Genomic DNA, 20437 nt, shown 5'->3' with positions numbered 1-20437 from the left:
GGCGGGGAATGAGCCTGATCGCCGCCAAGATCGCCCTCACCCCGACTCTGATGTGGGCGGTGTCGGCGGCCTCACGCCGCTGGGGCAGCCTGGTCGGCGGCCTGCTCTCGGGCCTGCCGCTCACCTCGGCGCCGATCTCGATCTACCTCGCCCTCGAACAGGGCGAGAGCTTCGCCGCCGAGGCCGCCATCGGCTCGGTGGAGGGGCTTGGGGCGGTCACGCTCTGCTACCTCGCCTACGCTCTCTGCGCCCCGCGGATGGGGCCGGTCGCGTCCCTGTGCGCCGCGCTGTCGGCCTTCGTGCTGAGCGGGATCGTGCTGCACGGGCTGGTCCGGCCCGGGCTGTGGCTCGCCACCGCCATCGACGTTCCGGCCATGGCGCTCGTGGTGGCGCTGTGCCCGCGGGCAGCCGACCCCGATGCGCCGCGCCGGCGACCGCGACCGCCGCGCTGGGACATGCCGGCGCGCCTCGCGGCGGCGACCGCCCTCGTCCTGATGGTCTCCGGGCTCGCGCCCACTCTCGGCTCGGGTCTCAGCGGGCTCCTGGCGCCGATCCCGATCATCTCCTGGCCGCTCATCGCCTTCGCCCGGTTCCAGGACGGCGTCCGCGCCTCCCTCGACGTCGTGCGCGGCAGCGCCCAGGGCGCGTTCGGCGTGCTGGCCTTCTACGTCTGCATCCACCTGCTGCTCGGCCGGACCGACACGATCACCGCCTACGCGGTCTCGATCGCCCTGTCGGCGGCCTGCGTTCTGCCGTGGCTGTTCGTGGGGCGACGCGTCCGGGCGGGGTGAAATCGGCGGCGGATACGCTGCCTTCAACCCGCCGACCGTTGCACGTGTTCTAGGAAACATGCGTACCTGTCCGCGATTGTGAGGATCGTTTCGAGAGCGCGACTCATGCGGAGCATGACGATCGAGCAACTGCGTGCCACCAACGTTGCCGGCGGCGTGGCGGGCGTGACGCTGAAAGGCGAGGGTGGGACGTTCCTGGTGGAGATCGCCACGCGCAGCGGGACAGCCGCCGTGCTGGCGAAGGCCCGCAGCACGGAGCCGCGCCGCTTCGGCAATCCGCTCGCGGCCCTGAACGTGCTGCGCGGCGTTGGCATCACCATCGGCCGCTTCGACGCCAGCGACTGGGATCCGAGCGAGACGAGCCAGGCACCCGGCAATCGGGGCCGGGCTGAGGCGATGCGCAAAGCCCACCGCGCCGCCGCTGATGCAGATTGGCTCGCCGCCGAGATTCAGGACTCCCTCGACGACCCGCGGCCGAACCTCTCGCACGACGCGCTCATGGACGAGCTGCGCGACGACCTGGCCGAGCTTGAGGGCGGGGCCGGGCGGACCTGAAGGATCGCCTCCTGGCGCCGCCGGGCCTGACCGATGCCGCCCGCAAAGACGTCCTATCGGATCGAATGGCGCCCGAAGGCGCGCGAGGATCTGCGTGCCATCATCCGGTATATCGGCCAGGACGATCCGGCCAAAGCCCGAGCTTTTGCTCAAGCGCTCCACGATAAGACCTTGCCGCTGGCACGACACCCAAATCTCGGCCGACCGGGGCGGCCCGGCCTGCCGGACGCCGTGCGCGAGTTGATCGCGCATCGAAATTACATCGTCTTCTATCGGGTGCGTTCCGAGGCGCGTATCGTCGAGATCCTGCGCGTCAAACACCGGGCGCAGCGGACGCCCTGATACCGGATGCCTGTCATCCGAGATTTGGGTGAACGCGACTTGGGCCCGTGGGCTGCCTTGGCTGTTTGTGGGTCACGCGGCCCGCTTCACTCCACCTTGTACAGGGCGACGCGTCCAATGCCCTCGATGCCGATCCGCTGGGCGCTCGCGCGCGACAGATCGATGGCGTAGTTCCGTTTGGCCTTGGTGCGCTCGTTGGTCCGGTCCGTGATCCGAACGATGACGGAGCGGCCATTGCGCGTGTTGACGACCTTGACCTTCGTCCCGAATGGCAAGGTGTGGTGCGCGGCCGTGAGCTTGTTCGGGTCGTAGGTCTCACCATTGGCAGTCCTGCCGGGATGCTTGTACCAGCTCGCCCGCCCGCTCCCCAAAAGCTTGGGCTTGGCCGCTCCCGACACATGTGTGGCCTGAGGATCGGCCGTCGCCGTCTGCTCCGCGACGGCCGCCGTGGTCGAGGGCTCCGCCGGGGCGGGCTCCGACCGCGCGCCGGAAAGCCCCTCCCGTGCCGCCTCGGCATCGATCGTCTCGCCGAACCGCCCCATGAGACCCGCCTGCTCCTGGCGAACCGGAGGAGCCGACGCCGGAAACCGCGGCTGCGAGGGCAGACTGAAGGACTCTGCTTCGGGCGCATCCGCGTCTTCCGCGGATGAGGTGAGGGCGGGAAGCTGCGCCGTGAACTGCCGGTAGCTGAAGACCGGTGCTTCTCGCTTCAAACGGCTCCCCTGATCCGCTTCGGATCGAGCTTCCATCTCCGGCGCGGGATCAGTCCAAGCCCCAGCGACAGAACCTGAAAGGATAGAAGCCAAAAGCAGGGTTCGGCCGAACCTTTTCCTGTCTTGGCCCACGAAGCGGAGCATGGCTTTCACCCGCGATTATTGATAATCGACGGATGCACAAATCTTGTCAGACGCTTAAGTTCCGAACGACTGATAAATCCGCTATAGCGACAACATCATGAGGCCGAAATAGCATTCCGGCCAAGCTCGACGGACGATGCGTATCGGTCTTAGCACCCCGACTTCGAGGCCGCGAGTAGGACCTGGGACGCCCTGAAGGATGCGCCGCCGGGCGGGCAGGTGCCACCCACGGGCTACGCCGTGTCGATCACCCGGTCGGCTACCCCGCTCACCACTGGTAGCGCAGGCCCACCGTCACGCCATGGCCGACACCGGCGCGCGTGCCGACCGAGGCGAGGTAGTCGACGCGCCAGCCCAGCTGCTCGGTCAGGCTGCCCTGCAGGCCTGCTCCGACGCTCACGAAGTCGTCGCGCAGGAACGCGACCGGGATGGAGGCTCCGGCCAGCACGTTCTGGACGCTGGCGAGCCGGGCGAAGCCGTTGCTGCCCTGCGGCCCGGTAGCGAGGTTGTAGGCGACCCGCAGCGACGGGATCACGTCGCCGAAGCCGTAGAAGGCCAACTCGGCCCCGAGGCGGGTGGTGGTCTGGAAGACGTTGAGGCCGCGATAGGCGACGTTGTTCCCGGCCGCGCCGGTCTCGGTGAAGCCGTCGACGCGGCCGGCGAGATGGGTGAGCCCGACGAACGGCGTCAGGCCGAAATCCCCGATCCGGAACGGGCGTCCCGCCTCGACATCGAGGGCCAGGGCACTGGCGGCGGTCCGGGCGCTGGCGGTCAGCCCGTAGGCGGCCGGGCGGGCGATGCGGTCGAGGGCGATATCGGGGGCGCCGCCGACGATGCCCTGGACGTAGAAATCGGGATCGTAATAGCCGGCATAGCCCGAGACCGTGAAGGCGCTGTGCTCCTGCCGGAAGCCGCCCGGACGGTTGAGCGAGCCGCTGCCGCCGCCCACAGCGACGCCCGCCCGCCAGGGGCCGTCGAGGGGCAAGTCGACACCGGCGCTGCCCTGGAGGATCGTCCGATCGAGGGGCAGGCCGCCGTTGCGCGGCTGGTCAGCGAACAGGAAGCTTCCGCCGACCCAGACGCCACCGGCTTGGCTCCAGGGACCGGCGAGACCGGTGCCTCGGCGCAGGGCGGAGAGATGGTCCTGAACGCCCTGAATCGCGGACGCCGCGTAGCCCAGCGTCGCGCCACCGAGCCCCTGGAGGACGATGGGGGCGGTCCGCTTCATCACCGACAGGGAGTAGGGATCGACGTAGGTCGGCAGCGTCAGCCGGTAGGCGAGGATGATCGAATCGTTCTCGATCCCGGCATCGTAGGCCTCGCCGTTCACGACGCCCTGGCGGGTCAGGAAGTCGTTGTCGTTGCCGATCAGCAGGAAGTAGTCGTTGGGGGCCAGCTCGCTGAGGACCGGGACGAGACCCATGGCCTCGACCTTCTCCGACAGGGTCGTGCGCGTCGCCGGATTGGTGTTGAGGTTCATGCCGAACCGGCCGAGCTCGACCGGGTTCAGCAGGTTCACCAGTTCGGTCGACTGAGCGGGACGGATGTCGGAGCGCAGGACGCCGCCGGGCGCGATCGGGGTCGTCCCGTCGAAGGCGGTACCGGCCAGGTTGGTCGCCCCGCCGATATCGACGAGCAGCACGCTCTTGAACACGATCGGCGTGGTGTTGCCGGTGCCGAGGCCGTTCGCGTCGCGCGACAGGACCAGGAACTGGGTGTCGTTGAGGGCCAGCATCTCGCTCTGCGCCGCCGTGCGGTTCGGCGCGCCGCCATCGCCGTTGTCCCGGTAGATCGGCAATTGCAGGGCGTAGCCCCGCACCGGCGCCGACGGCGTCGGGTTGGTCGAGACGTCGTAGACCAGGATACGGGTGTTGGCGCGCTGCTGCTGGCCCGGACCCGAATCCTGGAGCGTGGCGCTCTGCAGGATGGTCACGAGGCTGCGGCCGTCCGGCGTCAGCGACAGCGCCTCGAATCCCTGGTTGTTGCGCCGCCCAGTGTCGGGCGGGGTCAGAGAATTGAAGTTCAGCTGGCCGTTCGTGACCGGCCGGAATGCGTCCGGGATGCCGAGCATGCCCTGCAGTTGGCCGCGCGCGTTGAAATAATAGATGTTCGGGCCGTACTCGTCGCTGACGTAGAACGAGCCGTCGAGCCGCCGGGCCAGCCCCTCGGCGTCGAGGCTGATCCGGCCGGCGCTCGGACCGGTGGCGGCCGAGGGCAGGACCCGCCCGAGTTGCACCGTCGTCCCCGTGCTCGGGTCGAGGCCGCTGAAGCGCTGGCCGTTGGCATCGGCCAGGACGATCCCGCCATTCGGCGTCAGGGTGATCTGCCGCTGCGAGGCCGTCGCTTGCGGGAGATTCGCGCCGGGTTCGGGCACGAAGGTCAGGGTGAACCGGTTCAGGCGGCCCGCATAATCCGAGAACAGGCCGCCGCTCGGATCGTTGTAGCCCCGGTCCGGCAATGTGTAGAGCGTGCCGCTATAGCCGGCGCCGTTGCGCCGCCACGAGGTCAGGTCGATCGCGAGCGATGAGAACGAGCCCAGCGTGTCGCCCAGGAAATCGCGCGTGGAAGCGGAAATCCGCCCGACGCCCTGAAGACCGTGATTGACGAAGGTCGAGCCGTTGACATCGACGGCCACCGGCCCGTCGGCATAGATCAGGTTCGGCCGGGAGACCGCCCGTGACTGGGCTTCGGCCGCATTCGTCGCCGCCATGACCAGCCAGATCGCCGTCGCGACCTGAACAGCGCGCGTTCCCCGTGCCATCGTCTCGCCCCCAAGCTTGGCCGTAGCTAGGAGGCGGAGATGACACTTGCATGTCTGCTTGGGCCGGCCGCGCCGGCCGAGATGTCACCAACGGAAAAGGCCGCCGCGGGAGCCCGCGACGGCCTTTCAAATGCAATTCTCAGTGGGCGATCAGGCCGCGGTGCGCTTGCGGGCTTCCTGCTTGGTGTCGACGCCGGCCGCTTTGATCTCGGAGAGTTTCTGGGCGACGTTGCGCGAGAACACGAACTCGGCCGGGCGCTGGTTCTCCAGGCTGACCTCGGGGGCCATGGCACCGTCGGTCTTGATGCCGCGGATCGCGTGGACCAGCGGCTTCCAGGGCTTGCGGACCGAATCGACCACCGAGGAGGCCTCGTAGCCCGAATGAACCATGCAGTCGGCGCACTTCTCGTAGTTGCCGGTGCCGTAGGAATCCCAGTCGGTCTCCTCCATCAGCTCCTTGAAGGTCGCCGCGTAGCCCTCGCCGAGCAGGTAGCAGGGCTTCTGCCAGCCGAACACGGTGCGGGTCGGGTTGCCCCAGGGGGTGCAGTGGTAGGTCTGGTTGCCGGCCAGGAAGTCGAGGAACAGGCCCGACTGCTGGAAGGTCCACTTCTCACGGCCCTTCTCCTTCCCGTGACGGAAGACGCCGCGGAACAGCTCCTTGGTCGCCTTGCGGTTCAGGAAGTGCTTTTGGTCGGGGGCGCGCTCGTAGGCGTAGCCGGGGGAGACGGTGATGCCGTCGATGCCCATCCGGGTCACGCTGTCGAAGAAGTCGGCGATCTTCTCCGGGGAGGAGTTGTTGAAGAAGGTGCAGTTGATGGTGACCCGGAAGCCCATCTCCTTGGCCTTGGCGATGGCCGAGACCGCCTTGTCGTAGACGCCGCGCTGGCACACCGACTGGTCGTGCATCTCCTTGTCGCCATCCAGATGGATCGACCAGGTGAAGTACGGGCTGGGCTTGTAGTCCTTGATCTTCTTCTCGAGCAGCAGCGCGTTCGTGCAGACGATCGCGAACTTCTTCTGGGCGATGATGCCCTCGACGATCTGCGGCAGGTCCTTGTGCAGCAGCGGCTCGCCACCGGCGATCACCACCACGGGAGCGCCGCACTCGCGCACCGATTCGAGCGCGTCGGCGACCGGCAGGCGCTTGTTGAGGATCTCGTCCGGGTAATCGATCTTACCGCAGCCGGCGCAGGCGAGATTGCAGCGGAACAGGGGTTCCATCATCATCACCAGCGGGTAGCGCTTGCGGCCCGTGAGGTGCTGCTTGAGGATGTAGCCGCCGATCTTCGCGACGTACCGGAGGGGGATACCCAAGATTGCGGCTCCTTACTGCGTCGGCCCCGGGGCGTCGGGGTGCTTACCGCGAAAAAACTTCGAATTCCAGCGCTCTAGCTTGGAACTCATCTGAAACGGCCCCGTTTCGGCGAGGCCATAACGACTTATTCCGCGCCTGACGCAACCGCGCCACATGGCTTGCCTGCGACGGGATTGGCGGAACAGATCGCCTGACGGTTGAGGACAGCACGTGCATTGCGTCCGCAATGCGACCGAAATCCCAAGATTTTGGCGCCCATCCCAGGATTGCCGTGCGCCATCGCACATCCGCCTAGGCGAAGGCCGCACGGGGGCCATCGCGTTGCAATCTGAGACCACGCTCTTTACTGAGCCCTGTGGCCGCGATGCAAGGGGTGGCAGGCAGCCGGCGGCTGCGCCGCGTCCCGCATTGGGCAAGCCCGGCTTGCGCATGCGCGGTGTGCGACCAGATTGGGCGGTGCGGCGTTCCCCGACACCGAAGATTGTCCGCGCGGATCGTGGGGCGGTCTTCACGCGGGCGTCTGAGCCCGTCCGCACCGATTAGGTCGGGGCGGACGGCGGAGCGGTTGGGATAAGCCGGTCGCGCATGGGGCGCATCCGGGGCGAACAGGTAGGGTGCTCGTGATCGAAGGTCTCGTCGCGTTCTCGGTGCGGTATCGGTGGATCGTGATCGCCCTGATGGCGTTCATCACGGTCGCGAGCCTCGGAGTCGCGGCGCATCTGTTCCGCATCAACACCGATGTCGAGCGGCTGATCGACCCGAAGGAGCCCTGGCGCCAGGACGAGATCAACTTCGAGAAGGCGTTCCCGCAGCGCGGCAACACCATCGTCGCCGTGATCAACGGCGAGACGCCGGAGGAGACCGAGGAGGCCGCCGCCAACCTCGCCAAGGCGCTCACCGCCCACAAGAACCTGATCGAGACCGTCTACCGGCCGGATGGCGGCCCGTTCTTCGACAAGAACGGCCTGCTGCTGATGCCCCAGGCCCAGCTCGACAAGACGCTGGAGGAGCTGACCCAGCAGCAGGGCCTGCTCGGGCCGCTCGCCGCCGACTCGTCCCTGCGTGGCGTGATGCGGGTGCTCTCGCTCGGCGCGCGCGGCGTGAAGTCCGGCGACGCCAAGCTCGAAGACCTCGACAAGCCCATGGGCCAGATCGACGCCACCCTGCAGAAGGTGCTGGCCGGCAAGCCCGCGCGGATGTCCTGGCAGGAGCTGCTCGCCAACGGCGAAAGCAGCGTCACGGACAAGATGAAGTTCGTGATCATCCAGCCGGTGCTGGACTTCAACGCGCTCGAGCCCGGCTACCAGGCGACCAAGCTGATCCGCAACGTCGCGCAGGACCTCAAGATCGATTCCGAGCACGGCCTGCGCATGCGGTTGACCGGCACGGTGGCGGTGGCGGACGAGGAGTTCGCGACCCTCTCGGAAGATGCCGGCCTCAACAACAGCATCATCGTCGGCGCGATCGTGCTGTTCCTGTGGCTGGCCCTGCGCTCGGGCAAGCTCGTCGGCGCGGTGCTGATCACCACCTTCGCGGGCCTCATCGTCACCGCCGCCCTCGGCCTGATCATGGTCAAGGAGTTGAACCCGATCTCGGTGGCTTTCGCGGCCCTGTTCGTCGGACTCGGCATCGATTTCGGCATCCAGTTCTCGGTGCGCTACCGGGCGGATCGCTACGAGCAGCCGACCCTCCAGAGCGCGATCCGGGCCGCCGCCCGCGGCGTCGGCTGGTCGCTGACGCTCGCCGCCGTGTCGCTGGTGGCCGGCTTCTTCGCCTTCCTGCCAACCGCCTTCCGGGGCGTCTCGGAGCTCGGCCTGATCGCCGGCGTCGGCATGATCGTGGCCTTCCTGTTCGCCCTCACGCTGCTGCCGGCGCTGATCGCGGTGTTCAAGCCCAAGGGCGAGAAGGAAGCGGTGCAGACCGAGTGGCTAGTCGGCGTCGATCCGTGGATCATCCGCAAGCGCAAGCCGATCCTGATCGCGGTCGGCCTGGTGACCCTGGCCGGGGCGCCTCTGCTCTGGCACCTGCCGTTCGATTCCAACCCGATGCACCTGCGCAGCACGAAGACGGAATCGATCGCCACCTATCTCGACCTGATCAAGAACCCCGAGACCAGCCCCAACTTGATCGACGTACTGGCGCCGAACGTCGACGCGGTCCCGGCCCTGTCGAAGACCCTCGCGGCCCTGCCGGTGACCTCCTCGGTCAACAGCATCGACACCTTCGTGCCGCGCGACCAAGACAAGAAGCTCGCGGCCATCGCCGACACGGCCCAGCTCCTCGACCCGGTGCTCAATCCCGGCCGCAAGCCGCCGCCTCCGACCGACGCCGAGAACGTGAAGGCGCTCAAGGACGCCGCCACGGCCCTGAACGGCGTCGCGGGCGACGGCAAGGGCGAGGCCAAGGGCGCGCAGACCGCCAAGCAGCTCGCCGGCACCCTCGACAAGCTCGCCGGCGGGCCGGTGCCGCTGCGCGAGGCGGCCTCGGTCGCCCTGACCAAGGACCTCGTGCCGCTGCTGCAGCGCCTGCGCGACCTGCTCCACCCGGAGAAGATCACGCTCGACAACCTGCCGCCGCAGCTAAAGGCCGATTGGGTCGCCGCGGACGGGCGCGCCCGCATCGAGGTCCATCCCAAGGGTGATTCGAACGACGACGAGGTGCTGCGCACCTTCTCGGACGAGGTGCTGAAGGTCGCGCCCCACGCCACCGGCGCGCCGGTGGCCACGACGCAATCGACCTACACGATCCTGGGCGCCTTCGTTCAGGCGGCCGTGACGGCCTTCGTGCTGATCTTCGTCATCCTGTCGGTAGCCCTGCGCAAGCCGTGGGACGTGGCGATGACGCTCGGCCCGCTGGTCATCGCGACCCTGTGGACCCTGATGGCCCTGCGCATCATCGACATGCCGCTGAACTTCGCCAACATCATCGCCCTGCCGCTGATGCTCGCGGTCGGCGTCGCGTTCCACATCTACTACGTGATCGCGTGGCGGGCGGGGGTGACCGACATGCTCGCCTCCAGCCTGACCCGGGCGATCTTCTTCTCGGCGCTCACCACCGGCAGCGCCTTCGGCTCCCTGGTCCTGTCGAGCCACCCGGGCACGGCCAGCATGGGCAAGCTGCTGGCGCTGTCATTGTTCTTCACCCTGATCGCGGCGTTCTTCGTCGTGCCGGCGACGCTGGGCGAGCCGCCCACGCAGGCCGACGACGACCGCCCGGAGGGTGAGAAGGCCGCCGCGGCCGCGCTGCGGAAGAGCACCGCCCCGGCGGATCCGGTGCCGGCCAAGTAGGCCGGCCCCGACCCGTCAGAGAACTTTTTCGAAGAAGTGGTCGGGGTAGGGGTCGTCGTTGAAGCGATCGATCTCGACCCAGCCCGCCTTGCGGTAGAGCGCCAGGGCTTCCGGCAGGGCGCTGTTGGTGTCGAGGCGCAGCACCGCAATCGCCAGGTCGCGGGCGGCGGCCTCGACGGCCTCCATCAGGCGGCGGGCGAGGCCGAAACCCCGGGCCGCGGGGTCGATCCAGAGCCGCTTGACCTCGGCGACCGGGCCGCCGCTGCCCTTCAGGCCAACGCATCCCACCGGCAGCCCGTCCGCCATGGCGAGCAGGAACGCGCCGCGCGGCCGGACCATCGCCTTCGCCTCGGGATCGCGGGACAGCTTGACGTCGAACCCGGTCTTCAGCCGGCGCGCGAGCTCGGTGTAATACGCCTCCAGGCAGGTGCGGGCGGCCTCGCTCCGCGGGTCGGCCTCCTCGATCGCGATCCGGTCGCGACCGAGGCTTAGGGCGACCAGATCCATCGCGTGCAGCAACTCCGGAGCGCGGGGCGCACGCTCCAGCAGCGCCGAGGCGCGCGCATCGGACAGTTCCTCGTAGGCAGAAAACTCCCGCTGCCCGGCCTCCGTAAGGCGCGCGACCCGGCGGCGGGCATCATCGGGATGCGTCTCGGTGGTGACCAGACCCTCCTCTTCGAGGCTCCGGAGCAGGCGGCTCATCAGGCCGGAATCGAGACCGAGATAGGCTCGGATCTCGGCGACATCGGTCCGCCCCGCGCCGATCGCGTTCACCACGCGGGCGGCCCCAAGGGGCCGGCCGCGCCCGAGGAACGAGCTGTCGAGGGCGCCGACCTCCGCGGTGACAGCGCGGGCGAAGCGGCGGAAGCGGGCGATGGACTCAGGCATCATGATAGCTGACTTTAGTCAGGTATTATGAGCGGTCAATCGGAGAAGGTCCGAGTTCGCAGCATCGGGACGCGCTGCCGCCTCGTCCAAGGCCAGGTTCAAACGCGCATCTTCCCAGCGAACGCAACGCGCTCTAACCTCGCTGCATGACAACGATCGCATTGGAGAAGGCAGCAACGGCACTGGTGGAGCTTGCCGCCCGCGTCGAAGGCGGCGAGACCATCGTCGTGACGCGGAACGGCAGGCCGGTGCTCGACCTAGTGCCCCATCGCCGGGGACGTGGGCTGGACGTCGAGGCTGGCGAAGCGTTCTTGCGTGCCCGCGGAATCACACGCGGTCCAGGCTTCATCGCGGACGACTTCGACGATCCCTTGTCCGAGGATTTTCTCATCCAGCCGTCGTCCGGCTCGTGAGACTGCTTCTCGACAGCCACATCCTTCTCGCCATCGCGCTGAAGCAGCTCGATGCGGTGAGTCCGTCGATCGCACGGGCGCTTGCGCAGCCTGAATTGGATCTCGCGGCCAGCGCCGCGAGCCTCTGGGAGATCGCAATCAAGGCGCGTCTCGGTAAACTCGATCCGGGCATGCCGCTCGGGATGTTGGCAGAGTTCTTCGAGGCTGTCGGGATCGGGATGCTACCGATCACGGCTTCGCACGCCGTCGCTGCCGTCGAACCGATGCCGCCGACGCGTGACCCGTTCGACAGGATGTTGCTGGCGCAATGTCTCGTGGAAGGCCGACGCCTCGTTACGGTTGACCACGCCTTGCGCGATCATCCTCTAGCGGCTCGCTTCGAGGCGAAAACCTCGGGCGCCCCTAACCCGAAAAGTCCGAAAACCCGCCCCTGACCGCGCCCTGTGCGTCGGCCGCGGCCCGGGAGGCCGGGGCGATCAGCGCATCGCGCTCGTCGGCGTAGAGGTAGCCGGGCGCCTCGCCGGGGAACCCGCCGGCGGTGGCGGGATGGGTGTAGAGCTCGGTCAGGCCGTCCGGAAGCTCAGCCAGTAACGCCGCCACCCGCGACGGAGTCATCGCGCCGGACCAGGCGAGGCCGAGGGTCCGGTCGGGGATCAGCAGGCCGGCCTGGCGGGCGCGCACGGCGAGCAGGGCCGCCCACGGGGCGATGTCGAGAGCCGGCCGGGGTCGGGCGCTCGCTTCGGCCCGGCGAAGCACCTGCCGCGGCTCCCGGGGGACGCGGATCGCCCGCATGCCGTAGCCGCGCCCGATGCGCAGCACCGCGCCGGCGATCAGCGGGTGGACGTGGAAGTGCTTATGGGCGTTGACGTGATCGAGGGGCAGGCCGGTCGCCCGGTAGGCCTCGAACTGCGCCTCGATCTCGGCGGCGAGCTGGCGCCGGGCCGCAGGCTTGCGGGCGAGGTCGAGGCCGACCCGGGCCATGTCGGCGCGCATCAGGCCGACGGCATCGGTCAGGTCGGGCAGCTGCGCCGCCGGCAAGGTCGGCCAGGCTTCCACCAGGACGAGGTGGAGGCCGACCCGCAGGGACGGCATCCGCTTCGCCCGGGCCACGGCATCGGCGGCGGCAGGCGCCGAGACCATCAGGCTCGCCGCGGTGAGGATCCCCTCCCGGTGAGCCTGCTCGACGGCCTCGTTGACCTCGAGGCTCAACCCGAAATCATCGGCCGTAACGACAAGACGCTTCACAACAACCTCGTCATGGGTGTCGAGAGGGCGAGCCCTCTCGCGGGTCCAGGGCGGAGCCCTGGAAAAGAGGCGGGGCTCCGCCCCGCGCTCCCCGCCGGGGCCGGAGGCCCCGGACCCCTGCTTTTACGCCGCCTTGGCGGTACCTTGGCGCTCCTTGAGGAAGCGGTAGAACTCTACGCCCTCACGCAGGCGGCGCTTCATCATGTCGGGGGAGCGCACCATCTCGCTGACGATCGAGGCGATCTTCGGCGCGCGGAAGTAGAACTTCTTGTAGAACTCCTCCACCGACGTGAAGATCTCGGTGTGCGACAGGTGCGGGTAGTGCAGCGGGGCGACCTGCACACCGTTCTCGTCGACGAGTTCGGCGTTCTCGATGTCGAGCCAGCCGTTCTCCACCGCCTGCTTGTACAGGAAGGTACCCGGGTAGGGAGCCGCCAGGGAGACCTGGATCGTGTGCGGGTTGATCCGCTTGGCGAAGGCGATCGTCTCCTGGATCGTCTCCTTGGTCTCGCCCGGCAGGCCGAGGATGAAGGTGCCGTGGATGGCGATGCCGAGCTCGTGGCAATCCTGGGTGAACTTCTCCGCGACCTCGACCCGCATGCCCTTCTTGATGTTGTGCAGGATCTGCTGGTTGCCGGACTCGTAGCCGACGAGCAGCAGGCGCAGGCCGTTCTCCTTGAGGACCTTCAGGGTCTCGCGGGGCACGTTCGCCTTGGCGTTGCACGACCAGGTGACGCCGAGCTTGCCCAGCTCCCGGGCGATTTCCTCCGCACGCGGGAGGTTATCCGTGAAGGTGTCGTCGTCGAAGAAGAACTCCTTGGTCTGCGGGAACTCCTTCAGGCAGTACTTGATCTCCTCGATCACGTGGGCGACCGAGCGGGTGCGGTAGGTGTGCCCGCCGACCGTCTGCGGCCAGAGGCAGAAGGTGCAGCGGCTCTTGCAGCCCCGGCCGGAGTAGAACGAGATGTAGGGATGCTTCAGGTAGCCGATGAAGTACTTCTCCATCTCCAGATCGCGCTTGTAGACGCTGGTGACGAAGGGCAGCTGGTCCATGTCCGTCATGATCTCGCGGTCCTCGTTATGGACCACGACGCCGTTCGCATCGCGATAGGACAGACCCTTGATCTCGGACATCGGGACGCCGTCGGCGACTTCCTTGACGGTGAAGTCGAACTCGTTGCGCGCGCAGAAATCCACCACCGGGGCCTGAGCCATAGCGCCGGCGGCGTCGACCGCGACCTTGGCGCCGATCAGGCCGGCGATCAGCTTCGGGTTGGCGGCCTTGAGGGCCTCGATCGTCTTCACGTCGGACTTGAATGACGGCACCGAGGTGTGGAGCACGACGAGGTCGAAGTCGTTGGCCTGGGCCACGATCTCGGGGAGCTTGATGTTGTGCGGGGGCGCGTCGATCAGCTTCGAGTTCGGCACCAGGGCGGCCGGCTGGGCCAGCCAGGTCGGGTACCAGAACGACTTGATCTCGCGCTTGGCCTGATAACGGGAGCCGGCGCCGCCGTCGAAACCGTCGAAGGTGGGGGCCTGGAGGAAGAGCGTGCGCATGGGGTTCAAGGCCTCAGGGCGTTGCCGGGGGGAGGGGTGAGGAGGCGGTGGTCGCGTTCAACGTGTGGGTGCGCTGGCGTCGCGGCCGAGTTCGGCGTCCGGGATCAGAGTACCGTCCGCAACCACGTGATAATCATGACCTTTCCATGTCACCGCCCCCGACACGAAGGCCCAGGAGAAGTTCAGGAAGGAGAGGATGTCGCGGATCGGCAACAGTCCGTAGGGGTGCGGGGCGAGGCCGAACGCCCGTTCCAGTTGCCGGCACAGGACGATCCGGCCGGCCAGCGCCAGGCCGGCTACCACCAGCGCGCCGGTGCCGGCGCCGGGCAGGAGCGCGCCGATCAGGGCCAGGGGCAGGGCGTGGGTGACGATCGAGCCGGCATAGCCCGCCGGATCGACGGTGCGGATGGTGCGGTTCCAGCGCAGCTCGTGCCGCCACAGGCCGGGGAGCTCGGTGTCGACGCTGGTATGGCCGATGGTGAAGCTCGGGATCACCACCCGCCCGCCGAGGCCGCGCAGGGCCGCGCCGATCGCGTAATCGTCGGCCAGGTCGTTGCGGAAGCGGCGGAAGCCGCCCACCGCGTCGAGGTTCGCCCGGGTGAATGCGATGGTCGAGCCGAAGCACGGCTTGGCCAGGCCGAGGCTCAGGCCCATCACCACGTTGGGCAGGAACTGCGTGTCGATGGCGAGCGCCGAGAGCTGGTCGTAGAGCCCGCGGAAGGCCGGGACGCCGTGATACAGGCAGGTGACGCCGGAGACGCCCTCCTGCGACAGCTCGGCGACGAGGCGCTCCAGGTAATCGGGCCGGACCACCATGTCGCTGTCGGCCAGCACGATCATGTCGTGGGCGACCCGCTCGGCCATGTTGATCAAGTTCGAGACCTTGCGGTTCGAGCCGTGCTGGCGCCCATCGGTCACGAGGTCGATGCGGGCGGCCGGGTAGGCCTGCTTCAGCCGCTCGACCACGGCGATGGCCGGATCGGAGGCCTTCTGGACGCCGAACACGATTTGGACCGGGCCGGCGTAATCCTGGCGCAGCACGGTCTCGAGATTCTCGTACAGGTTGGGCTCCAGGCCGCAGAGCGGCTTGAGCACCGTCACGGACGGTCGGGGCGCGCCCGCTTCCAGCGCCGGCACCGGCCGGGCGGCAAAGCGGCCGGCGAGGTAGGCGGCGGCCAGCGCATAGAGACAGCCCGCCGCCGCCAGGAGAAGGCAGAGCAGCGAGAGCCACGAGGATGCGGTGAGCGCCAGGGCGGTGAGGTCCATCCGGTCGGGTCCGTGCGGTCGTCCGGCCGCCTCAGGCGGCGATGGCCGCGTGCGGCCCGATGCGGGCGGCAGGCACGGCTGCTGTCTTCGCGGCGTCTGTAGTCACGGTGTCGGTTTTGCGGCGAGCATGCTGTCGGCACGCTGGCGAAGGAATTTCACCACCGCGTCGGCGCCGCCGGATTTCAGGGGCGTCGACAGGGCGTTGCGCTGGGCGGCGATCTCGCTGACATCGCCGTTGAGCAGCACGTCCTGGATGCGGTTGTCGGCATTGACCACGAAATCGACCGCGGAATCGTCGCCGTCGGCGGCGGTGACGCGGGTCGGCACCACGCGCTGGCTGCCGCGCTCCTCGACCTTCGGGGTCACGTCGAACTTGCCGCCGGCCGCCCGGGCCAGGCGATTGGCGTAGGTGACGGTCAGGCTGCGCTTGAACGCGTCGGTGACCGCCGCCTGCTGCTCCGGGGTGAAGCTCGACCATTTCGAGCCGACCGCGACGCGGGCCATGGCGGGGAAGTCGAACGCCTTCTCCAGGGCCGGTCCCACGGCGGCCACCCGGGCGGGCAGGGGGCTCGGGCCGTCCTTCAGGGCGTCGGTGAAGGCGGCGTAGAGGTCGCGCACGGTCTGCACCGCGGGATCGTCCGCGGCCCAGGCGGAGACCGGAGCGAGGAGAGGGGCGGCCAGCAGGGCGACGGCCGCGAGCCGACGGGTCAGGCGCACTTCTTCAACTCCTCGCCATCGCCGATCCGCGACCCCATCCGGGGCGGGGCGTAGCTGTAGAACGGGCCGAGGGTCGCCGGCTGCGGCACCAGCTTGGCGGTGCGGCCGGAGGCGGCCTCCGGCTCGCGCTCGGCCTCGGCGGGGGTCTCGGCGGCGAGCTTGGCCTCGATCCGGTGCCAGAGCAGCAGGCCCGGCACGCCGACCCCGAGATCGGCGAAGCGCTTGACCAGCGACAGGGCCAGCGCCGCCTCGGCGGGAATATTGAACAGGCCGCACAGGGCGATCAGGCCGCCCTCCTGGGCGCCCAGCGCCCCCGGCACCGCGAAGGCGGCGCCGCGGACCGCCTGGGCCAGGCTCTCGATCACCAGGGCCTGCGCGAAGTCGACCGGGTAGCCCATGAAATGCAGGCCAATATAGACTTCGAGGGTTCCGATGACCCAGCCCGCCAGGTGGATCACCAGGGCCGCGACGAAGCGGCCGTGATTGCCGTACATCCGGCGCAGGCTGTCGTAGAGCTGGTCGATGGCCCCGAAGGCGCGCCATTCGCGGCCCGAGGCGAAGCGGGTCATCAGGCCCTGGATGATCCGGTGCCCGGCCCGCCGCTGGATCAGGTAGAAGGCGCCCAGCGCCGGCACCGCCACGGCCAGGCCGCCCGCCACCGTCCGGGCGATCGGCCCGTCGCCGGCGATCAGGACCAGCAGGCCGAGGCCGATCACCGTGAACAGGAGCTGCGTCAGCGCCTGCGTCATCAGGTCCACGAACATGCTGGCGCCGGCCATGGCGCCCGGGACGCCGCGCTTGGACATCAGCCGCGCGCCGACGAAGTCGCCGCCAACCGTCGCCACCGGCAGCAGCGTATTGATTCCCTCACGCACGAACCGCAGCGACACGCAGTCGCCGAGCCCGGCCGCGCCCGCCGGGAACACGACGTGCCAGCCAAGCCCCGCCCAGGCGACGGCCGCCAGGCGGGCCAGCACCACCAGGGCGGCACCCCAGCCGGCGCTCATGACGGCGGCCGACACGTCCTCCAGCCCGGAAGACATGAACAGGCCGACGACCGTGCAGAGACCGGCGATCGAGGCCAAGGTCGTCAGGCGCTTCATAATGGTCTTTCAAGCTCGCAAATGGCTTGATGCGGGAAATCGGTCACGGTCGCGGCAGAAATAGGTCCGGGCGACCAAGAACGTTTCTGCCACGTTGCAGCACGGATTACCGGTGTCTATCACCCGTTTGACACACCGGGAGCCAAAGCGGTGGCCGGGCCGAGGAGCCCGCGCAGAAGACCGCGGCACGTCGCAGAAGGGGCACACGTCATGGAGCGCGAATCACCGATCACGGCCGTCGAGGCCGTGAGCGACGACACGCATGCCGGCGGCCTCCGGGGCGGAATGGAGCCCGGCATCCCGGCGCCTCACTCCCCGGTCATGGCCTGGAACGAGTGGGATCCGCTGGAGGAGGTGATCGTCGGATCCCTCGACGGCGCCACCATCCCGACCCATCACCTGACGGTGATCTTCAACCTGCCGCGGGCGGCCCAGCCGTTCTACCGCTTCGCCAGCGGCTGGAAATACCCCAAGTTCATGAAGAAGCTGGCGCAGCAGGAGCTCGACAACTTCATCAAGATCCTGGCCGGCGAGGGCGTCAAGATCCGCCGCCCCGACGCGGTGGACTTTTCCCGCAAATTCAAGGCGCCGCGCTGGACCTCCCGGGGCTTCTGCGTCGCCTGCCCGCGCGACCCGTATCTGGTCATCGGCGACGAGATCATCGAGAGCCCGATGTGCTGGCGCTCGCGCTACTTCGAGGGCGATGCGTACCGGTCGCTGTTCAAGGAGTATTTCCGCGCCGGCGCCCGCTGGACCTCGGCCCCGCGGCCGCAGCTGACCGACGACCTCTACAATTACGATTACCGGGTGCCGAACCTGAAGGCCGGCGAGCCCATGCAGTTCACGGTCAACGAGTTCGAGCCGGTCTTCGACGCCGCCGACTTCGTCCGCTGCGGCCGCGACCTGTTCGTGACCCGCTCCAACGTCACCAACCTGATGGGCATCGAGTGGCTACGCCGCCATCTCGGCCCCGGCTTCCGCATCCACGAGATCGAGAGCCGCTGCCCGCAGCCGATGCACATCGACTCGTCGTTCATGCCGCTGGCTCCCGGCAAGGTGCTGGTGAACCCGGACTACATCGACGTCGAGAAGCTCCCCGCCGTGCTCAAGAAGTGGGACGTTCTGATCGCCCCGCGCCCCGACCCGGTCGAGGGCTTCATGAGCAAGATCTCGATGTGCTCGCCCTGGACCTCGATCAACGTCCTGGCGATCACCGAGAAGAAGATCGTCGTCGACCAGAGCCAGCCGACCCTGACCAAGGCCCTCAAGGATTGGGGCTTCGATCCGATCCCGGCGCCGTTCCTCAGCTACGGCCCGTTCGGCGGCTCGTTCCACTGCGCCACCCTCGACGTCCGCCGCCGCGGCGTGCTGAAGTCGTATTTTTAGGGCTTTAGCACCTGTGTGACGGCTTCCAACGCCGTCCGCAGGATAACCCACCCTGTCATTCCGGGGCGCCGCAGGCGAGCCCGGACCCGAAGGGGCCGCCAAGGGCGGCAATCCAGATCCGCCGACGGCGCAAGGTCTTGGTCAGTCGGCGTTTATGGATCCCGGGCTCCGCTTCGCGGCCCCGGGATGACAGAGCGGGCGTTCCCACACCTACGCAGATTCTTAGTCGCGGAAGAGACTACGATATTTATCCGTGATGATGCCGGTCAAGGCGCCGCAATCCCCGCGATCAGCGCCCTGTTGAACCCCTCGGGGTCGGACATTTGCGGCGCGTGGCCCAGTGCCGGAAATTCCACGAGCTTGGCCCCCGGGATCGCTTTGGCCGCCGCCTTGCCCAGTTCCGGGTAATTGCCGAGCGACGCCCGCACCTCCGGCGGGGCGAGGTCCTTGCCGATCGCCGTGTTGTCCTTCTGGCCGATCATCAGCAGGGTCGGCACCGCGATCTGCGGCAGCCGGTAGACCACCGGCTGGGTCAGGATCATGTCGTAGAGGAGCGCCGAGTCCCAGGCGACCGCCTCCTTGCCGGGGCCGGCGTTGAGCCCAGCCAGCATCGTCACCCAAGGCTCGTAGCGGGGCTCCCACTGGCCGGCATAGTAGGTCGCGGTCTCGTAGGCGCGGATCGACGCCGCCGTGACCTTCAACTCGCGCTGGTACCATTGCTCCACCGAGGTCGGGGGCACGCCCTTGGCGCTCCAATCCTCAAGCCCGATCGGGTTCACCAGAACCAGCTGCGCCACCTCCTTCGGGTAGAGCAGGGCGTAATGCGCGGCCAGCATGCCGCCGGTGGAATGGCCCACCAGGATCGGCCGCGCGATCCCGAGCGTGTCGAGCAGGGCGCGGGTGTTCTCGGCGAGCTGCCGGAACGTGAACTGGTAGGCCGCCGGCTTGCTCGACTTGCAGAAGCCGATCTGGTCCGGGGCGATCACCCGGTAGCCGGCCCCGGTCAGGGCCCGGATCTGGCTCTCCCAGGTCGCCGCGCAGAAGTTCTTGCCGTGGAGCAGCACGGCGGTGCGCCCGTTCGGTTTTTCCGGCCGGACGTCGAGATAGGCCATCTGCAAGGGCTGGCGCTGCGACGTGAAGGCGTAGCGCTCCACCGGGAACGGGTACGCGAATTCGTCGAGTTCGGGCCCGTAGGCCGGATCCATCAGCGGCTCGGCGCCGGCGCCGGAGAGCGTCAGGGCCAGCAGGACGGCGGATGCAAAAGTGGATCGGCGCGTGGATCGGAGCATGGATGGCCTGGCTGCCTCAGCGGCGTGGGGGGCCGCGCTGGCCGCTCAGATCGGGCATCGGGGCCGTCCTGTCCAATCGGCGATGGCGCGCATCTTCGCGGCTGCGCCGGCCCGCGCTATCTCTGGGGCGTATCGCCGGTCCCCGATGCGGTGCGCAGGAGCTGAACCCCAATGCGCCTCTCCACCCTGGCCGTCCTCACCGGCGCCCTGGTCCTCGCCGCGATGCCGGCCCGGGCCGCGGATGCGTGCGACGCCCTTGCCGCCAAGGTGATCCGGATCACCGGCGCCTCGCTCGCCGGCCGAGAAGGCCCGTTCGCGGTGTTCCGGGCTCAGGATGCCGAGCGGATGAGCCTCGATTGCCGGGCGCCGGCCCGGATCACGATCGCCTCCCGCGACCGGGAGCCGCCGCGCGCCTACTTCGCCCTGGTGGGGCTCGCCGCCCAAGCGCTTACCGGGGCGGATGTCCCCGCCGCCGAGGTGCTGGCGCTCAACCTCCACCAGGACAGCCTGCTCGCCGACGCGCCGCAGCGGGGCGGCACCGCCCGGGCGCTGATGCTGTGCGAGACCGGCCCCCGGGCGGATGGGCTCCGGGACGACCTCACCGTCTGCCGGGTCGCGCCCCGGGCCGGGGTTTCGCGAATCCGCCGCGCGGGGTAGAGCGCAGC

At 68.7% G+C, this 20437-nt stretch carries 18 protein-coding genes; 8 read left to right on the top strand and 10 right to left on the bottom strand.

Annotated elements, in window-relative coordinates:
• Nucleotides 1-8 precede the first annotated feature (8 nt).
• From BM228_RS12465 to BM228_RS12455, 3 genes are all read left to right on the top strand, one after another.
• Complete coding sequence (locus tag BM228_RS12465) at nt 9-791, top strand: hypothetical protein (protein WP_092040588.1); 783 nt, start codon at nt 9-11, stop codon at nt 789-791.
• A 105-nt stretch (nt 792-896) separates the two neighbouring features.
• Nucleotides 897-1346 carry an antitoxin PaaA2 family protein gene (locus BM228_RS12460; protein ID WP_092040586.1) on the top strand — a complete coding sequence of 150 codons (450 nt, stop codon included), beginning with the start codon at nt 897-899 and terminating at the stop codon, nt 1344-1346.
• A gap of 33 nt (nt 1347-1379) precedes the next feature.
• Nucleotides 1380-1688 carry a type II toxin-antitoxin system RelE/ParE family toxin gene (locus tag BM228_RS12455; protein ID WP_092040583.1) on the top strand — a complete coding sequence of 103 codons (309 nt, stop codon included), beginning with the start codon at nt 1380-1382 and terminating at the stop codon, nt 1686-1688.
• Nucleotides 1689-1774: 86 nt separating this feature from the next.
• Here BM228_RS12455 and BM228_RS35125 read toward each other — a convergent pair whose 3' ends face one another.
• The 3 genes from BM228_RS35125 to hpnH all read right to left on the bottom strand — a co-directional run bounded on the left by BM228_RS35125 (nt 1775) and on the right by hpnH (nt 6620).
• Nucleotides 1775-2545 (bottom strand): septal ring lytic transglycosylase RlpA family protein, encoded by a 771-nt coding sequence (locus BM228_RS35125; RefSeq protein WP_208612028.1) that lies wholly within the window; start codon nt 2543-2545, stop codon nt 1775-1777.
• 268 nt (nt 2546-2813) lie between these two features.
• Nucleotides 2814-5306 (bottom strand): esterase-like activity of phytase family protein, encoded by a 2493-nt coding sequence (locus BM228_RS12445; protein WP_092040578.1) that lies wholly within the window; start codon nt 5304-5306, stop codon nt 2814-2816.
• A 150-nt stretch (nt 5307-5456) separates the two neighbouring features.
• Entirely contained in the window at nt 5457-6620 is a 1164-nt protein-coding gene (hpnH, locus tag BM228_RS12440; RefSeq protein WP_092040575.1) for an adenosyl-hopene transferase HpnH, read from the bottom strand.
• 621 nt (nt 6621-7241) lie between these two features.
• Between hpnH and BM228_RS12435 the strand changes: the two genes are divergently transcribed.
• Nucleotides 7242-9908 carry an MMPL family transporter gene (locus BM228_RS12435; RefSeq protein WP_092040670.1) on the top strand — a complete coding sequence of 889 codons (2667 nt, stop codon included), beginning with the start codon at nt 7242-7244 and terminating at the stop codon, nt 9906-9908.
• A 15-nt stretch (nt 9909-9923) separates the two neighbouring features.
• Here BM228_RS12435 and BM228_RS12430 read toward each other — a convergent pair whose 3' ends face one another.
• The gene (locus BM228_RS12430) at nt 9924-10799 is read right to left on the bottom strand and encodes a bifunctional helix-turn-helix transcriptional regulator/GNAT family N-acetyltransferase (protein WP_092040573.1); all 876 of its coding nucleotides are present in this window, start codon (nt 10797-10799) and stop codon (nt 9924-9926) included.
• A gap of 143 nt (nt 10800-10942) precedes the next feature.
• Here BM228_RS12430 and BM228_RS12425 point away from each other — a divergent pair, with 143 nt between their 5' ends.
• Both BM228_RS12425 and BM228_RS12420 read left to right on the top strand, forming a co-directional pair.
• Nucleotides 10943-11209, top strand: a complete 267-nt coding sequence (locus tag BM228_RS12425; protein WP_092040570.1) for a type II toxin-antitoxin system Phd/YefM family antitoxin — start codon at nt 10943-10945, stop codon at nt 11207-11209.
• The gene (locus BM228_RS12420) at nt 11206-11643 is read left to right on the top strand and encodes a type II toxin-antitoxin system VapC family toxin (protein WP_092040569.1); all 438 of its coding nucleotides are present in this window, start codon (nt 11206-11208) and stop codon (nt 11641-11643) included. Before BM228_RS12425 ends, BM228_RS12420 begins: the two co-directional genes overlap by 4 nt.
• On the opposite strand, the gene hpnK is transcribed toward BM228_RS12420, so the two are convergent.
• The 5 genes from hpnK to BM228_RS12395 form a co-directional block, all read right to left on the bottom strand.
• Entirely contained in the window at nt 11612-12454 is an 843-nt protein-coding gene (gene hpnK, locus BM228_RS12415) for a hopanoid biosynthesis-associated protein HpnK (RefSeq protein WP_092040566.1), read from the bottom strand. The two genes, BM228_RS12420 and hpnK, sit on opposite strands and share 32 nt — an antisense overlap.
• Nucleotides 12455-12577: 123 nt before the next feature.
• On the bottom strand, nt 12578-14011 hold the full coding sequence (gene hpnJ, locus BM228_RS12410; protein WP_092040565.1) for a hopanoid biosynthesis associated radical SAM protein HpnJ: 1434 nt from the start codon (nt 14009-14011) through the stop codon (nt 12578-12580).
• 57 nt (nt 14012-14068) lie between these two features.
• A complete protein-coding gene (hpnI, locus tag BM228_RS12405) occupies nt 14069-15277 on the bottom strand; it encodes a bacteriohopanetetrol glucosamine biosynthesis glycosyltransferase HpnI (protein ID WP_092040562.1) in 1209 nt (402 codons plus the stop codon).
• 102 nt (nt 15278-15379) lie between these two features.
• Nucleotides 15380-15994 carry an MlaC/ttg2D family ABC transporter substrate-binding protein gene (locus tag BM228_RS12400; protein WP_092040559.1) on the bottom strand — a complete coding sequence of 205 codons (615 nt, stop codon included), beginning with the start codon at nt 15992-15994 and terminating at the stop codon, nt 15380-15382.
• Complete coding sequence (locus BM228_RS12395) at nt 15985-17097, bottom strand: flippase-like domain-containing protein (RefSeq protein ID WP_092040556.1); 1113 nt, start codon at nt 17095-17097, stop codon at nt 15985-15987. Before BM228_RS12395 ends, BM228_RS12400 begins: the two co-directional genes overlap by 10 nt.
• A gap of 210 nt (nt 17098-17307) precedes the next feature.
• Here BM228_RS12395 and BM228_RS12390 point away from each other — a divergent pair, with 210 nt between their 5' ends.
• Nucleotides 17308-18483 carry an amidinotransferase gene (locus BM228_RS12390; RefSeq protein ID WP_092040553.1) on the top strand — a complete coding sequence of 392 codons (1176 nt, stop codon included), beginning with the start codon at nt 17308-17310 and terminating at the stop codon, nt 18481-18483.
• A 266-nt stretch (nt 18484-18749) separates the two neighbouring features.
• Here BM228_RS12390 and BM228_RS12385 read toward each other — a convergent pair whose 3' ends face one another.
• The gene (locus BM228_RS12385) at nt 18750-19772 is read right to left on the bottom strand and encodes an alpha/beta fold hydrolase (protein WP_092040551.1); all 1023 of its coding nucleotides are present in this window, start codon (nt 19770-19772) and stop codon (nt 18750-18752) included.
• A gap of 171 nt (nt 19773-19943) precedes the next feature.
• Between BM228_RS12385 and BM228_RS12380 the strand changes: the two genes are divergently transcribed.
• Entirely contained in the window at nt 19944-20429 is a 486-nt protein-coding gene (locus tag BM228_RS12380) for a hypothetical protein (RefSeq protein ID WP_092040548.1), read from the top strand.
• Nucleotides 20430-20437: the final 8 nt, after the last annotated feature.

The organism is Methylobacterium pseudosasicola (assembly GCF_900114535.1).
GTDB lineage: Bacteria > Pseudomonadota > Alphaproteobacteria > Rhizobiales > Beijerinckiaceae > Methylobacterium > Methylobacterium pseudosasicola.
Note: the sequence above shows the minus strand (reverse complement) of the source record. Positions and strands in the feature narration are given on the sequence as shown.

Bases quoted from the DNA above. Each gene is read 5' to 3' on its own strand.
- hpnJ (WP_092040565.1), bottom strand. From the start codon at position 14,011: ATGCGCACGCTCTTCCTCCAGGCCCCCACCTTCGACGGTTTCGACGGC.
- BM228_RS12385 (WP_092040551.1), bottom strand. From the start codon at position 19,772: ATGCTCCGATCCACGCGCCGATCCACTTTTGCATCCGCCGTCCTGCTG.
- BM228_RS35125 (WP_208612028.1), bottom strand. From the start codon at position 2,545: ATGCTCCGCTTCGTGGGCCAAGACAGGAAAAGGTTCGGCCGAACCCTG.
- BM228_RS12425 (WP_092040570.1), top strand. From the start codon at position 10,943: ATGACAACGATCGCATTGGAGAAGGCAGCAACGGCACTGGTGGAGCTT.
- BM228_RS12380 (WP_092040548.1), top strand. From the start codon at position 19,944: ATGCGCCTCTCCACCCTGGCCGTCCTCACCGGCGCCCTGGTCCTCGCC.
- hpnI (WP_092040562.1), bottom strand. From the start codon at position 15,277: ATGGACCTCACCGCCCTGGCGCTCACCGCATCCTCGTGGCTCTCGCTG.
- BM228_RS12390 (WP_092040553.1), top strand. From the start codon at position 17,308: ATGGAGCGCGAATCACCGATCACGGCCGTCGAGGCCGTGAGCGACGAC.
- BM228_RS12395 (WP_092040556.1), bottom strand. From the start codon at position 17,097: ATGAAGCGCCTGACGACCTTGGCCTCGATCGCCGGTCTCTGCACGGTC.
- BM228_RS12445 (WP_092040578.1), bottom strand. From the start codon at position 5,306: ATGGCACGGGGAACGCGCGCTGTTCAGGTCGCGACGGCGATCTGGCTG.
- BM228_RS12430 (WP_092040573.1), bottom strand. From the start codon at position 10,799: ATGATGCCTGAGTCCATCGCCCGCTTCCGCCGCTTCGCCCGCGCTGTC.
- BM228_RS12465 (WP_092040588.1), top strand. From the start codon at position 9: ATGAGCCTGATCGCCGCCAAGATCGCCCTCACCCCGACTCTGATGTGG.
- BM228_RS12455 (WP_092040583.1), top strand. From the start codon at position 1,380: ATGCCGCCCGCAAAGACGTCCTATCGGATCGAATGGCGCCCGAAGGCG.
- BM228_RS12460 (WP_092040586.1), top strand. From the start codon at position 897: ATGCGGAGCATGACGATCGAGCAACTGCGTGCCACCAACGTTGCCGGC.